14 protein-coding genes and 1 pseudogene are annotated in these 13,795 nt (G+C 46.1%); 3 read left to right on the top strand and 12 right to left on the bottom strand.

Annotated features, from left to right (window positions below; all coding sequences use genetic code 11):
- From MVG27_RS01950 to MVG27_RS01940, 3 genes and pseudogenes are all read right to left on the bottom strand, one after another.
- Positions 1 to 749: pseudogene (locus MVG27_RS01950) on the bottom strand (carboxypeptidase M32); the annotation flags it as partial.
- 104 nt (positions 750 to 853) lie between these two features.
- On the bottom strand, positions 854 to 1,069 hold the full coding sequence (locus tag MVG27_RS01945; protein ID WP_297551012.1) for a hypothetical protein: 216 nt from the start codon (positions 1,067 to 1,069) through the stop codon (positions 854 to 856).
- 39 nt (positions 1,070 to 1,108) lie between these two features.
- Complete coding sequence (locus MVG27_RS01940; protein WP_297551014.1) at positions 1,109 to 2,485, bottom strand: hypothetical protein; 1,377 nt, start codon at positions 2,483 to 2,485, stop codon at positions 1,109 to 1,111.
- Between the two features lie 218 nt (positions 2,486 to 2,703).
- Here MVG27_RS01940 and MVG27_RS01935 point away from each other — a divergent pair, with 218 nt between their 5' ends.
- The gene (locus MVG27_RS01935) at positions 2,704 to 3,534 is read left to right on the top strand and encodes a carbohydrate kinase family protein (protein ID WP_297551016.1); all 831 of its coding nucleotides are present in this window, start codon (positions 2,704 to 2,706) and stop codon (positions 3,532 to 3,534) included.
- Here the strand turns inward: MVG27_RS01935 and MVG27_RS01930 are convergent.
- Genes MVG27_RS01930 through MVG27_RS01910 form a run of 5 tightly spaced genes read right to left on the bottom strand, consistent with a single transcriptional unit; the run spans position 3,524 to position 7,529 of the window.
- A complete protein-coding gene (locus MVG27_RS01930; RefSeq protein ID WP_297551018.1) occupies positions 3,524 to 3,964 on the bottom strand; it encodes a hypothetical protein in 441 nt (146 codons plus the stop codon). The genes MVG27_RS01935 and MVG27_RS01930 overlap by 11 nt on opposite strands.
- Complete coding sequence (locus MVG27_RS01925) at positions 3,961 to 5,256, bottom strand: DUF58 domain-containing protein (protein ID WP_297551020.1); 1,296 nt, start codon at positions 5,254 to 5,256, stop codon at positions 3,961 to 3,963. Before MVG27_RS01925 ends, MVG27_RS01930 begins: the two co-directional genes overlap by 4 nt.
- Positions 5,257 to 5,265: 9 nt before the next feature.
- Positions 5,266 to 6,219: a MoxR family ATPase gene (locus MVG27_RS01920; RefSeq protein WP_297551022.1), complete on the bottom strand. Its 954-nt coding sequence runs from the start codon at positions 6,217 to 6,219 to the stop codon at positions 5,266 to 5,268.
- Positions 6,209 to 6,652, bottom strand: a complete 444-nt coding sequence (locus tag MVG27_RS01915; RefSeq protein ID WP_297556030.1) for a hypothetical protein — start codon at positions 6,650 to 6,652, stop codon at positions 6,209 to 6,211. The genes MVG27_RS01920 and MVG27_RS01915 overlap by 11 nt, the downstream gene beginning before the upstream one ends.
- The gene (locus MVG27_RS01910) at positions 6,630 to 7,529 is read right to left on the bottom strand and encodes a DUF4129 domain-containing protein (protein ID WP_297551026.1); all 900 of its coding nucleotides are present in this window, start codon (positions 7,527 to 7,529) and stop codon (positions 6,630 to 6,632) included. Before MVG27_RS01910 ends, MVG27_RS01915 begins: the two co-directional genes overlap by 23 nt.
- A gap of 95 nt (positions 7,530 to 7,624) precedes the next feature.
- Between MVG27_RS01910 and MVG27_RS01905 the strand changes: the two genes are divergently transcribed.
- A complete protein-coding gene (locus MVG27_RS01905; RefSeq protein ID WP_297551028.1) occupies positions 7,625 to 8,116 on the top strand; it encodes a DUF2118 domain-containing protein in 492 nt (163 codons plus the stop codon).
- A gap of 135 nt (positions 8,117 to 8,251) precedes the next feature.
- Positions 8,252 to 8,752, top strand: a complete 501-nt coding sequence (locus MVG27_RS01900; protein WP_297556028.1) for a peptidylprolyl isomerase — start codon at positions 8,252 to 8,254, stop codon at positions 8,750 to 8,752.
- On the opposite strand, the gene MVG27_RS01895 is transcribed toward MVG27_RS01900, so the two are convergent.
- From MVG27_RS01895 to MVG27_RS01880, 4 genes are read right to left on the bottom strand one after another with little or no spacing between them, the layout of a single operon-like run.
- Positions 8,708 to 9,628 carry a type II secretion system F family protein gene (locus MVG27_RS01895; RefSeq protein ID WP_297551032.1) on the bottom strand — a complete coding sequence of 307 codons (921 nt, stop codon included), beginning with the start codon at positions 9,626 to 9,628 and terminating at the stop codon, positions 8,708 to 8,710. The two genes, MVG27_RS01900 and MVG27_RS01895, sit on opposite strands and share 45 nt — an antisense overlap.
- Positions 9,625 to 10,677 (bottom strand): type II secretion system F family protein, encoded by a 1,053-nt coding sequence (locus tag MVG27_RS01890; protein ID WP_297551034.1) that lies wholly within the window; start codon positions 10,675 to 10,677, stop codon positions 9,625 to 9,627. Before MVG27_RS01890 ends, MVG27_RS01895 begins: the two co-directional genes overlap by 4 nt.
- A 9-nt stretch (positions 10,678 to 10,686) precedes the next feature.
- A complete protein-coding gene (locus MVG27_RS01885; RefSeq protein WP_297551037.1) occupies positions 10,687 to 12,753 on the bottom strand; it encodes a CpaF family protein in 2,067 nt (688 codons plus the stop codon).
- Positions 12,754 to 12,759: 6 nt separating this feature from the next.
- Positions 12,760 to 13,794, bottom strand: a complete 1,035-nt coding sequence (locus MVG27_RS01880; protein ID WP_297551039.1) for a hypothetical protein — start codon at positions 13,792 to 13,794, stop codon at positions 12,760 to 12,762.
- Position 13,795 lies beyond the last annotated feature (1 nt).

Below are 13,795 nucleotides of genomic sequence, written 5' to 3'. Positions count from 1 at the left end.
ATCCTGACGTCCCTTATGCCGAACTCGGTCGTGAACGGGTGAGCCGAGACGTCGAGCCTTGAGCGAACGCCAAGCGGGAAGCCGAACTTCTTGAGAATCCAGATGTTAACGCGCTCCATCTGCTCCTTCTCATACTTCTCCTTCTCAAGAGGGTGCTCCCTTGGAACTTTGCCCTCCTCCATTATCTTCTCAAGGAGGGGCTTGAGCTCCTTCTCCAGCTTGTCGAACATCCTCTCGACTTCTTTGGTGGTTAGTCCCTCCTCGAATAGGTCGAGCAGGGCATCGTAGGGCTCGTCCTCATAGCCGAGGTACTCGGCGGCGCGCTTCGCAAGGTCTATGATTCTGTCGAGCCACGGCTCAAACTTGGAGTAGTCGTTGCTCTTCTTTGCCTCCTCCCATGCCTTTGTTGCCTGGCTCGTTACCTCGCTCATCTCCCTGAGGAACTCGGGCGGGAAGGCCCTGCTTATCCTTATTTGCCTGTCGAGAACCCTCACAACGCCACGCTCGTACTCGTTGAGCTCCATGCCCTTAGCCTTCTCAACGAGCTCCACAAACTCCGGCTTGAGGAGGAACTCCTGGCTCAGAACGCTTAACTCGCCCTGGGCCACACTCCTCTCAAGGATTCCCTCCTTGGGCATGTTAACTTCCATGTCCCAGCCGAGAACGCTCTGGGCGTGACCGATGGCCCATATCCTCTTATACTTTTCAAGAATCTGCTTTACGGTCTCGTTCTGGAAAACCTGCTCCATGCTAATCACCACCTGAATTCTGGGAGCCTAACTTTTAAACCTTTTCGATGAGCATCTGAACGAGGGTTCGGAAACTTTTTACTACGTTCTTAATTGGAAAGAATTCAGTCATCGGATGAGCGCCCTTTCATAAGCGACGCAAGAACCGCGAGCAGAGCCACGAACCCAGGTCCGCAAATTCCGCGGGTCTTTTTCTCCCCACCGTTCTTGTTTTCTTCGAGACGAGCCGGCGTTTTGGAGGCACCCTTCTTCTCACAGAGGGTCACGTTAACGGGCACGGCGCTTTTTGAGAGCCTGTAGTATGTGCCCGTCGAGTTCATCTCAAGGTAGGGCAGAGTTATGTTCTTTGCGTATGAACCTCATTTAAGCGTGATTTGAACCGGAATGACCCCAGATTTTTTGATTATCAGGCTTGCACAGGGGTAATCCAACCGCTTGGCATCCTCAAAGGGGGATGCGCAGACCCCGTAAACGTCTGCCGGCTCCCACTTCTCAGATTGCCTCTCGTAATGCGTTACAATCCGCCACCCGTTTATCGAATCGGCGTTCTTCGCTTTCTTCATGAGCCCGGACCAGCTGACGTTGACGGGTTCAATGCAGAACTCCCTCGGGTCGAACAGATAGATTTTGTCCTCGTATTCATGCGTGCTCCAGTTGAAAACCGTGACGTTAAGATACCAGCTTCCGTTGACAAAGACCGCACCGTTGTAGTCCTCGAGGGACACCTCCTGAGTGGGGATGGCCCCCGTTAGGTTGAGAAGGTAGAGGTGGGAGCCGTTGTAGTAAAAGAGATACTCGTACCCCTCGAGCAACGTCAGCATGGTCTGATTACTGCAGTCGAAACCACCGGCAACGAGGAGCGGGGGGCAGTAGGGGACGAACGTAGCCAAAAAAAGGTGGATTATGGCATCCCTACCGCTCGAAACAACGGAGTAGCGGGCATTGATAACCTCTACCTCCCACGGCGGAACTGAGGATGCGTTAGCGACCGGGCCAACGTTAACTATTCTGACATTATCCGGGAACCAGAAGCCCGCCAGCCCCGTCACCAGCCTTGAGCCGTATTCAGTCCACGAGGTGGGGGTTGTGTTAACGTAGAGGAGCGTGACGTTCCGGATTTCGTTTTCCCGCATGAGGAGGAAGTAAAGGGGAAACTCCGAAGAATTTGCCAAGACAACCCTGCCATGGTAGAGCCGAGCGTTTTCCTCTGTATTGGCAATTGCAACGTCAACTGTTGGGATGCTTGAGTTTAGCGGGCCAAAGTCCTTTGGAACGACTATCCTCCAGCCGTTGAGCTCGCTAACAACATGGTTTTCTTCCAAGAGTTTGAACCAACTCGTTTTTACGGGAACAACGGAGAAATTCTCCGGGTCCAGCCGGTAGACAGCGCTATCCGTGCCCGAGTATGTGTAAGTTGTGACGTTGAGATACCAGCTTCCGTTTACGAAGGCAACTCCGGGAGAGCGGGCCAGGAGATAGGTAAAGTTCAGGAGGTAGAGGCGAGAACCGTTGTAGTATAGAAGATAGTGCCACTTTCCGAACTTTGCCAGTGAATCGTTTGGATAGTAGAGGAAGTCGTACTGATAAACGGACAGGGGAATCAACGCGACGGTTCCGTTTGAGATGACCGAGTATTTAACCTCATACACCACACCCGGGGCGTTGACGGAGTAAACTGCTGAAACCAAGGAAACAAATAGGAGGAATACAAAAACGTAGCCCACAGGCTTTGGCATTCTCACCACCTTCAGTTAGGGAAATCTATCTGTTGCCATATGCAAACAATTACTACGTATACAAAAACCTTTCGTCAATATACAACACATAAACTGGACAAAAAGTTCCAAAACAATCGAATTTGAGGAGAGGTAACCGGTTACAACTGCTTAAACCACGACCACTTAACTTAAAACTCAAAAGAACATAAGGCCCCAGTTAAGGGAGGGGTTGTAGAATGGTCGAGCTTGTTGTCCTCGGTCACGTCTCCATAGACACGATAGTGTTTCCAGACGGAAGAAGGGTAGACATGCCCGGCGGAGCGGCCGCGGCAGTCGCCACCTCGGCCTCCCTGGCAGGGGCGAAGGTTGGCCTGGTAACTAAAATCGGTGAGGATTTCCCGAGGGAATGGCTGGAAAAACTCTCCCAATACGTTGACATCAGGGGCGTTCAGGTTCTCCCGGGAAAGACCATCCACATCTGGGTGATTTACAGGGAAGATGGAAGCGTTGAGTCGCCGGTCGAGATTGGTGTCGCCGAGAATATGGGCGAAACACCGATTCCTGAGGAGTACATGGGGGCAGAGCTCTTTCATATAGCGCCGATTCCACCGGAAGAGCAGTTGAAGGCCATGAAAAGGCTGGAAGGAAAACGGGTAAGTCTCGATTTTAACCCGACATATTACGACGACTACAGAAGAAAACCCGCGCTGATGCGGGAGCTGGTTTCAAGGAGCGAGATAATCTTTCCGAACGAGAGGGAGGCAAAGCTGATAACGGGCCTTAACGAGGTCAAGAAATCGGCCGAGAAGCTGTACTCCTGGGGAGCCGACCTTGTTGTTATAACGCGGGGCGAGAAGGGGATTCTGGTTTACGACGGTGACTTCCATGAGTTTCCAGCACTGCCCGTTGAGGGCGAAATAGACCCAACCGGTGCCGGGGACGCCTTTGCCGGCGGTTTTTTGGCGGGGCTCGTTAAGGGAAAAAGGCTCGATGACTGCGTCAAGCTCGGCCTTACCCGGGCCAGGGAGGTTTTGAAAAAGAAGGGGAGCTGGAGCATCAGCGTCTAACTATTATGTAGAACAGAACGTAGAGAAGGACTATAAACACCGAGGCAACTGCGGTGTTGACAAGGCTTGGCACGTAGAGGGACAGCAGGTAGGCGAAGTAGTAAACCGGGATGGCCAGGAGCGTTCCGGCGAAGAGGACGTAGTAATGCTCAGGAGGAGCGTTCCTTAAGGTTAGATAGACTGATTCCACGTACTGTATACCAAAGATCAAAGTGAAGAGCCCAACGAACCCACCTATTGAACGGTAGACCAAAAAGAATCCGAGAGCCATTAGGGCAAAATAACCCGCCAGTTCCCACAGAGGCGTTAATAGGCTAAAAATTAACACAATCATAGTTTCTGGACTAATCCCAAAGTCGAGATAAGTGAAAAGAACAAAGAGAACAAAAAGTCCAGTAGTAAAAACATTCCTAAAAAACTTCCCTATCATTTACGGAGCACCTCCGCTATTGCCACCTTCAGGGGCTTCTTAACGTCCCAGTCTATTATAATCCCGTAGCCTGCAAGGTTCCTGAGCATGACCTTTCTCTTTAGCTGAACGAGTTCCATAGCTATTCTTTCCTCCTCGGTTTTAGGCTCATAGACGCTGTTTGGGTTCGGACTTATGACAACAACGCTGTAGCCATAGCGGGCAAGGGTTTTTAGAGCGTTTCTGCTCTCCTCTGTCAGGAGAGGAGATAGGTAAACAATCTGGGCCCTCGGGGGAAGGGAAGTCTTAACAAGATGTTCCACCTGGTAGGCGATGAAGTTGTTGTTGTCGGGCCTCGCGGTGCTCAGGAAATCAATGCATTTGAAGAAGTGCCTCTTGCCATAGTCAACGCGAACCCACAGCGGAACTCTCTCAGCTAAGAGGAGTCCAAAGCTCGTTCCATCGTTCAGGGCATTAAGCATAAGCGAAGCTGTGGCCCTGATTAGGTGGTCAAAAACGGGTTCGTTCATTCTCGAGGCATCGACGACAAAAACTACGTCAACTTTCCTCTCACTTTCGAATTCGTTGGCCATTATCTTCCCCGTTCTCGCGGTGGCCTTCCAGTTTATGACTTTAAGAGGATCGCCAGGCTGATACTCCCTGATAGCATGAAACTCGATGCCACCGCCGGTGAGAGGGGAAGGAAGTGGGCCTATCGTTATCTTGGTTCCCTTGGTTGAGTACGGTGTTTGAACTTCATACAGAACTGGAACGCCTACTATTTCGGTAAAGTGGTCAACAAATCTATCTGACGAGAAGAAGCCAAGGGGATCGCGATAGGAAACATTAAAACCCTCAAACTTATGGATTCCACGTTTAACTTTAACCTTGTATTTAAAAACGCCCTCTTCACAAGGTCTTAAGGAAAAGACCTTCTCTGGACTTCCAATCACCTCAAGTCCCGGCACAAGATCGTGAACGTGGAGGTAATCGACACGAAAGTCCGTTTTCACGTGGACCTCTACTTCAACCTCCTGCCCCTCAAGGAAGCGGTTGTGACTAACGACACGCCAGATTTCAACTTTTCCCTTTGGTTTGAAGAAGAGATACGAGACTGACAGGAGCGTCAGATAGGGTAGGACAAGGTAGACCAGATTCCACCGGAGAAGGAGAAACGAAAAGGTCGGAATAACCCAGAGGGCCACTAAATAGAGGGCCAGCTTTGATGTCGGGGAAACCTCCTGTTCCACGTGCTTTTCTAGCAGAACGATCGAAGGCTGGTACTGAAATCCTCCAAAGCCGAAAATTCTCATACTCACCCCTCACTCGAACTTGGGAACGGGAACCTTCTCGAGTAGCTTTTCCATGACGCTCTCCTGGGAAACCCTCGTGTACCAGAGCTCGCGCTTGAGGATTAGCCTGTGGCTCAGCGCCGGAACGGCTACGGCCTTCACATCGTCGGGAATCACGTAGTCCCTGCCCTCTATAGCCGCGTAGGCCCTGGACAGCTTCAGCAAGGCGAGGCTACCCCTTGGAGAGGCTCCTATCTCAACGCTCCTCTTGTCTTTTCTTGTAATGTCCACGATGCTGACGATGTAATCGAGTATGGGCTCGCTTATGTAGACGTCCTCAATTGCTTTTTGCATCTCTATGAGTTCCTCAGGAGTGACGACGGGCCTCACGTCGGCCTCGTCCTTTCTGCGCTCGATTCTCCTCCTGAGGATTTCCTTTTCCTCCTCAAACGTCGGATAGCCAACGCGCAACCTGACGAGGAACCTGTCCAGCTGGGCCTCTGGCAGGGGATAGGTTCCCTCCTGCTCTATGGGGTTCTGGGTCGCTATGACCACAAAGGGCTTGGGAAGTTCGTAGGTTTTTCCCTCAACGGTAACCTGCCGTTCCTGCATCGCTTCCAGTAAAGCCGACTGGGTCTTCGGCGGAGAGCGGTTTATCTCATCCGCGAGAAGGATATTGGTGAAGACGGGCCCCTTTCTGAACTCGAACTCCAGCGTTTTCTGGTTGAAGACTGAGACGCCAAGTATGTCACTGGGAAGCAAGTCGGAGGTGAACTGGACACGCTTGAACTCGAGACCAAGGGCTTTGGCAAAGCTCTTGGCCATCAAGGTCTTGGCGAGTCCCGGCAAGTCTTCAATAAGGATGTGGCCATCGGCTAGAATCGTTGTGAGTATCATTCTCAGTACGTTTCTCTTTCCCACTATAGCCTTACCGACTTCGTTGAGAACGAGGTTTGACTTTTCGTGGACATCTTCAATCTTCATTTAGCTCAGCCTCCAAAATTTTTAGGGCCTGCTTTAGGCCCTCGTAGGGATCGGGGGAAGAGTAAAAAGCCTTCAAAGCAGGGGGAGGATTTGAACGTAACTCTTGATAGCTGTATTTTCCATCGTAGAGAGTATAGAGTATCTCGAGGAGCTCTTCCTCGGCAAGCTTTCTCGTGCCCTTTTGAGCTCGTTTAACAATTACTAAAGCTCTCTCAAAATCAGGTTTAAGAGGATTAGTAGCAGGATTATTCCTCATTCTAGCTTGTTGAATGTGAACATCCTCGTTTAATAGTACAATTCCAAGGAACACTGCCAAACTGAATACTGCAATCCACCTGATGTAGTACTCTCCAGGAACGACTGAGAGAAAAATTAAGAACCCAGCAACCATTAGCCTGCCCTTGAACGTTTCAATCCATTTTGGCAATCTCACGGGCTTTCCCCCTCAGTCTGTTATAAATCTCAAGAGCTTTCTCAGCATCTCTCCACTCAATTCTTTCGGGGGCGTATTTTGCCTTCTCGAAGAGCTTCGCCAATTCAACAAAGGCCTCGTGCATGTATTTAACGTGCTCTGCATGCTCCCAGTGAGTCCAGCTCTCCCTATAAGGAATTCCAAGGCCTTCTAACCATAGGACGGCGTTCTTGTATATCTCAACTATAGCCTCCCTTGGGTTTGAGAACCTTTCAAGGCCGAACTCGTTCAGCTTCCTATCGAATTCAATTGCCTTCTCAATTTTTCTCTTTCTTTTAAGTTCTTCTTGACCAAGACGATAGTAATAATAGCCAAGATAAACCAGTCCAAGGAAAATCGGTAAAAGAAAAACTAGCCACAGGTGCGTTGCAATTGGATTGTTTAAAAATTTTGTCGTATAATTACCATTTCCTCCCCCTTCAATAAGAGGTCTCACAGGGGGAACAACAGAGGAATTATTTGAATTATTTAAAAGCGTTGTGTTGTTACCTCTGTAAATTGAGACATTGGTAACATTGTTATTGTTTCTAATACTTGCTGTTATCCTCATCATCATAATAACCCAGGACGTACTTAGGAGGGAGTTGTAAAACAAAAATAGAGCAATATCTCTAATTGACACTGCATCTCCAAGTTTAAGATTAACTCTACTTTCTGCTCCAGGTATATCCTTTACATAGAGAGCTAGAACTATAAAAATTAACAGGCCAACAAAAACACCAACAAATACTATGATTGTCAAAAAATCGAGAGCTATAGGGTTCTTCTTGTGCGGAGCTGAGAAGGAATAACTGTTCATTAGAAAAGACATCAAAATTACCGTTATTATCAGCAACACAATAAACTTGGCTCTAAGGGACATTTTAAGCCACGGGGCTTAGTAATAGGAGAAGTTTAAAAGGTTTACGGACAAGGAAAAACACAGGTGAGAACATGGAAAAACTTCCCAGGCTCTACGTGGAGGGAAGAAAGGAGGAATGCGTTGAAAACGGAAAAATAACGAGGGACTGTGTAATAATAGATGGCAACGTAGAAGTTTGGCTCAGAAAAGGCGATAAACTGCCGGGTTTCATCAGTGAAAACGCAAGGTTCCTGATAAAAGAGATTTACGACCGCTTTTACCTTTACGTTGACAGGACAACCAATAGAATGAACGCCGATGCGATACTGGTTCTCCCTGATGGAAGGACGAGGATTTACCTCAAAAGAGACGATGAGCTGATGCTCCTCCCAGTGGAGGGCTTTACAAAAACCCTGATAGCGAACGTTGGAAACCGAGTTAGAACCGGAGACGCCTTCGCGGCGGTAACAACAAGGAAGGGAGAAGTCCACTATCTGAAGCCCCCAAGGAACGGAACAGTAATTTTCATTGACGATGTGACCAACAGGCCCCACTACGTCTATTACATCCTCCCAGAGGAATGAACTCGTGAAACTTATCGTTCCTTTTTGTCTCCTTCGGGAGGATTCAAAGACTGGACAGGACACGGAACACGCAGACCAAAGAGTTATAAAGGGACGGAGTAAGTCTCCAGTGAAGCAATTTTGGAGTTGAAGGAAATGAAGGTTGAAGCTGGAGATTACGTTCTTTTCAACTACATCGGAAGGTTCGAGAACGGCGAGGTTTTTGACACGAGCATTGAAGAGCTCGCCAAGGAACACGGTATTTACGTCGAAGAGAGGGAGTACGGCCCTATGTGGGCCAGAATTGGCGTCGGCGAGATAATTCCGGGCCTGGACGAGGCCCTAATAGGAATGGAACCCGGTGAAAGGAAAACCGTCACGGTTCCTCCGGAGAAGGCCTACGGCATGCCGAACCCGGAACTCGTCATAAAGGTTCCCGTCGAGGAGTTCACCAAGGCCGGCCTCGAACCGCAGGAGGGGCTCTACGTCATGACTGACTCGGGAATAGCGAAGATTCTTGAAGTTAAAGAAAACCTGGTGTCTCTCGATTTCAACCACCCGCTGGCAGGAAAAACGCTGATTTTTGAAGTCGAGGTAATAGAGGTAAAGAAGTCAGAAGCCGATGTTGATGAGGGTAGCACCCTTGAAGATAACTGAGCCCATAGCAATAAGTAGAGCAGCATACTTCAGACCGGAGCTGTAGCTTCCTTCTCTTATTACACCTATTCCAAGTCCCGACACGAAGGCTTGAACTATAACAAAAAGAAATAGTATGTTCATTATTGACTGGACAGGGATATTCACTCCCGTCCCAGCACCTGCCATTGACGTCATTACCTTGGATACAATCCCAAGAATAAGGGGACCAACAAAGCCACTTGTCACTATAAAGAACATAGCCTGCATTCCTGTAGAAGCTTTCCTTTCCTGCTTTATTCTCAGGATTTCACGAACGTCATTACCAACAAAGACCAAGACATCACTCATTGGCGCACCTCTTTCAAGGGCCTCGATGATAATCATCATTGAGCGGTAGATTACCTGTGATTTTCTGTTTCGTATCGCAAAGGCTCTAAGAGCATCAACTGTTGAACGGCCTTTTTTTATCTCTGCAACTGTTTTCTTGAACTCTTCAGTAAGGGCACCAAATTTAGCAGTGGTGAGTTCTTCCAGTGCCTCTGAAAAAGAGATACCCGCTCTTAAAGAGCTGGCTAAGTAGAAGAAGGCATCTGGCAAGTTTCGTTCCATGTCTTCAATCTTTCTAATTGTTCTCCAGTAAGGATAAACAAAAGCCATTCCTATAAAGCTGACAAGGAAAGCAACAAAGCCATAAAAACCATTTACTATCAATGAAACAATAAGACTTAATATAATTCCAACCAAGAGAGATATCACTATATATTCAGCAGCTAGAAAGTTTATCCCGGCCGAATAGATATAAAGTTCATATCTCTTCAGATATTTTTCAGGAACAAGCTTCTCAACCACTGCAATTAATATTGTGGATACGCCTCTCCGGGCCAATAGTCTCACCTCGGCTCAGCCTTCTTTATCATATTGATTATTATAAGGGACAGTGCGGGGAAAGCAAAGATTAGTATGACAGCCAAGGTTTGGACGTTGAATATTAATTGGCGAGCCATTATTGATCCGGCAAGGACGCCAACAACAAACATAGTAGGCATAACGATGGTCATAAACATGTAGATAAAGGATATACCATTTATCTTTTGAACATATTCAACAAGTTTCATCCGGTATTCAAAGGAGAAATCCTCCGCAAGCTTGTAGAGTATCTCTGCAAGATTTCCACCAAACTTAACTGCTCTTAAAATTTGTTTAACAACTCTACTAACGTTTTCAGAAGCCATTTTTTCTTCAAATTTTGTTAGTGCGTCTTCAAATGATGAACCTGTTCTCATGTCTCTAAGGATCAACTCAAATTCTTCTGAAAGAACACCATAATCAGCTTTTGCGACAGAAAGTATGGCTTCTGCTATACCAACGCCCGCGCTAAGAAGTGATGCCATGTGACGAAGTGCATATGGAAGAGTTCTCTCTACTTCGGTAACCCTTCTCTTCCACACCATCTTAGGATACTGACGCATATAGAAAAATCCTCCAATAAACGCAAGAAGTCCAATGAGCAATGAAGTGTCTATGGGAATGTAAAGCAGGTATGCAAAAACAAAACCAAAAAAGCCAGATATCATGGCAACACCAAGCATGTAGGCAACGTATTTTTCCTTGGGCATGAATATACTCGCCCGGTAAAGATCCTGATCAAGACCTTTAATTGAATTAGTTAATGCCTCAACGGGCCCTCTAAAATATTTCAATATAGCCTCAGCAAGTCTATCTGAAAATGGCTTACTTATCTCCTCTTTTCTCCACTCTAATACTTCCTCAACGAGCTTTTCTCTTTCGCTCTGAATTCTCTCTTCTTCAACCTCCTTTTGAAGTTCCTTAAGGGCTCGAAGTCTTTCTTGGATAGACTTACCTCTAGGAACACGCCTGATGGGCTTTTCTGTGACCTCAATTGTTTTGCCACCGAGTTTTTCAAGGAATTCAATAAGACCCATAGCAACACCTCACATTAGTTGTTGAATTTGTTTACTGGTCTCAATACTGCTTTCAGCAGCTATTCTTTTCATAAGACCCTCCTCATCGATATAGAACTGTCTGATGTAATAGCCAACTTTGTCTATGCTTCTGATCCCATTTTCAATCATCCATTCGAGTATCAATTTCCTCTTTTCAATTTCGAGTTCTATTTCTCTCATGCTCATTCCAGTATGATGAGCCAGAGTGTTAAGAGTTCTACTAGGGACACCTGTTGGAACGAGCTCGTCCTTGGCAGGATCATACTTATAGAGCTTGTTTAGCTGTATGCTTTCTCCTTCTATCCCAGATACCTCTGCTATTTCGGTGACTCGTCTTATAGTGCCTTTCTTTCTACTGTGGAAACGAACCTGCATGATAATTATATCTAAGGCTGGTATCATAATTCTAGGTACGTTCATAGGAGGACTTTCTAATCGGACTATTGTCTCACGAGCACTGTTGGCGTGGATTGTTCCCATACATCCATCGTGGCCCGTGTTCATTGCAGTAAACATCGTTCTAGCCTCCGGTCCACGAACCTCACCGACGATAATCCTGTCGGGACGCATACGGAGTGTGTTCTTGACGAGGTCATCCATTGTAACCTCGCCCTTGCCTTCAAGGTTTGGTGGTCTAGTTTCGAGTCTTATCCAGTGTTCAACAGGCAACTGAAGTTCCGCAGTATCTTCAATGCTTATAACACGCTCACTCGGCGGTATAAACATTGCTAGAGAGTTTAGAGTAGTTGTTTTGCCCGAGCCAGTACCTCCCGCAACTAAAACATTGGCGGGTTTAACACCCAATCCATCAACAAACACCCAAAATAAAGCTGCTATCTCAGAGTTTATGGTTCCATATTTGATTAGATCAATTACGGTTAATGGATCCTTTTTAAATTTACGTATCGTTATTGTTGGTCCATCAAGACTAATGGGAGGTATTGTAGCATTAACACGGCTTCCATCAGGTAGACGTGCATCAAGGAGTGGACTTTGCTGGTCTATTCTCCTTCCAACCTCTCTAGCTATTCTCTCGATAATATTGAGTATTTCTTTTTCCTCAGGGAAAACAATGTTAGTTTTACACATGTTGAAGCGTCTATGCCACACATAAACTGGTCTGTTTGTTCCAATAACCATAATTTCTTCCAAATTGTCATCTCTCACAAGTGGGTCTAGCTTGCCATAACCTATCATTTGCTGAACTATCATGTCTGCAAGAACTTCTATCCTTCCCTCAGAATAATGGGGAGCTTCTTCTTTGATCATCTTTTTTACAGCATTGAGGAATATTCTCCTGCGCTCCTCAGGGTTAGGTATTGTAGTTGGATCTATCTGAATTTCTGTTATAGCCCTTTCTTTTATGCGCTTAAAGAGCTGTTGTTCTTCCTTACTGAGCTTTGGAAAACGAACTTCATAAATTGGGACAGGTTCACCTTTGACCTTAAGTATACGAACATTCCCATAGGCATCAAGAACTTTGCCTCTAGCAACGAAAGAAGGTTCATCGGGTGAAGACGTTCCGAGAATATCCTGCAAATTCGGAGAGAAACCTAGTGACGAACGAGATTGTGTAGATGACGAGGGCTCAGGTTTTGAAAGGATCTCACTAAGAAAATCAACACCAGTTTCCTTGGCTTCAGAAGAAGGGAGTGCTGTCAAGCTTGAGGAAGATTTTGATGGCATAGAGTCTGACTTGGGTTTTGAGATAGATGAGTTTGAAGCACTTCCAAGTAGAGAGCTTAACAAATCTGCTCCAGTTTCGGAGGGCATAGGCTCTGGAGTTTTTTTGGATATCTTTTTCTCAGATATATCATTCTTTTCACTGAGTATTGAACTTAGGACGTCCACACTACTCTCCTGAGTTTTTTGGTCATTATCTTCTTTTGAAACACTACCCAGTATCTCCTCTAAACTACCCCCCGAGGTTGATAGGGGAAGCGGTGGCTCTTCCTCTTTCTTTTTGAGAACCTTCTCAAGGGGATCTTCATTTCCCGAAAGTATTTCATCTATCCAGGAAAATCCCTCATCTTTTTTCTTTTTCTCTCCAAACACGAACTCTCACCGCCCAGAGTCATTATTCCAGCTAATTCTATAGGTTATATCAATCTTCTCTCCCATAAACACAACCCATACTGGGAAATTGGGACTATGATAAGATTTCGGACTAATCCTATGTGGAGAACTAACTTTGATGCCCGAGAGAAGTCTATCGGTAAGTTTAAAGAGATTTGTCTTGGGAGTTGTTGAATTAACAGGCTTTACTTGAGGGCTACCAACTCCCGAATATTCCCACACGAATTTCTTGAGGTAATCCTGATATGTCATTGTGAAGTTTGGCCTGTAATCATAGGTCTTCCCATTTAGAAAGATAACTGGTTGAACCACAGCAAAGAACACATGAAACATCTTATCCGTGCTGTTCATGTTAGGAATATTTGTAATTCTAAAGTCTACAAATCCATCATACTTTATCACACGGATATTCTTGTCCAAGATGGGAAACATCGAATGAATGCTGAGGAATATTGGTTTGTTTATGAGTTGCGGATAAATTGAACCACATATCAATTTATCAAGCCCACCGTTGTTGTTAACAACAGCACTTACCAAAGTGCCGTTTTCATAGGTAAGGCTTGTAAGTTTGCCTATATCACCACATGCTGATTTAAAATCTAGCAGAGGAACATAATACGATGAATTCTTAGTGATCTTGAAGTTTACAACAACGGTTTCATAAGGAGCTAGCCAGAAACCAACAAAGTAGTTTACAGATTTTGAAAGGAGCTCTCTAGATACGACTCTCTCAAGAGCCCCGGTAGATGTCCTGTAGTTGTAGAAGTATTCGCTTCCATTTCCTCGAAGAACCCTAAAATCATACCGGGGATTGACTAGAACATATTTTGGATAAGGGGCAGTGTTAACAAGCGTAACATTAATGTTCAACATTATTTCACCGCTAAGCCCAATGTTGTTATAGACAATCCCTCCTGGAAGAGATCCCGGGAGGGTATACTGCTGAGCTAGTGTGAATGCTGAAAATGAAACCAATAAAATTAACATTAAAAGAATGGAAAGGACTTTTTTCATCTTCACC

Source organism: Thermococcus sp. (genome assembly GCF_027011145.1).
Lineage (GTDB): Archaea > Methanobacteriota_B > Thermococci > Thermococcales > Thermococcaceae > Thermococcus.
This window is presented reverse-complemented; position numbering and strand designations above follow the sequence as displayed.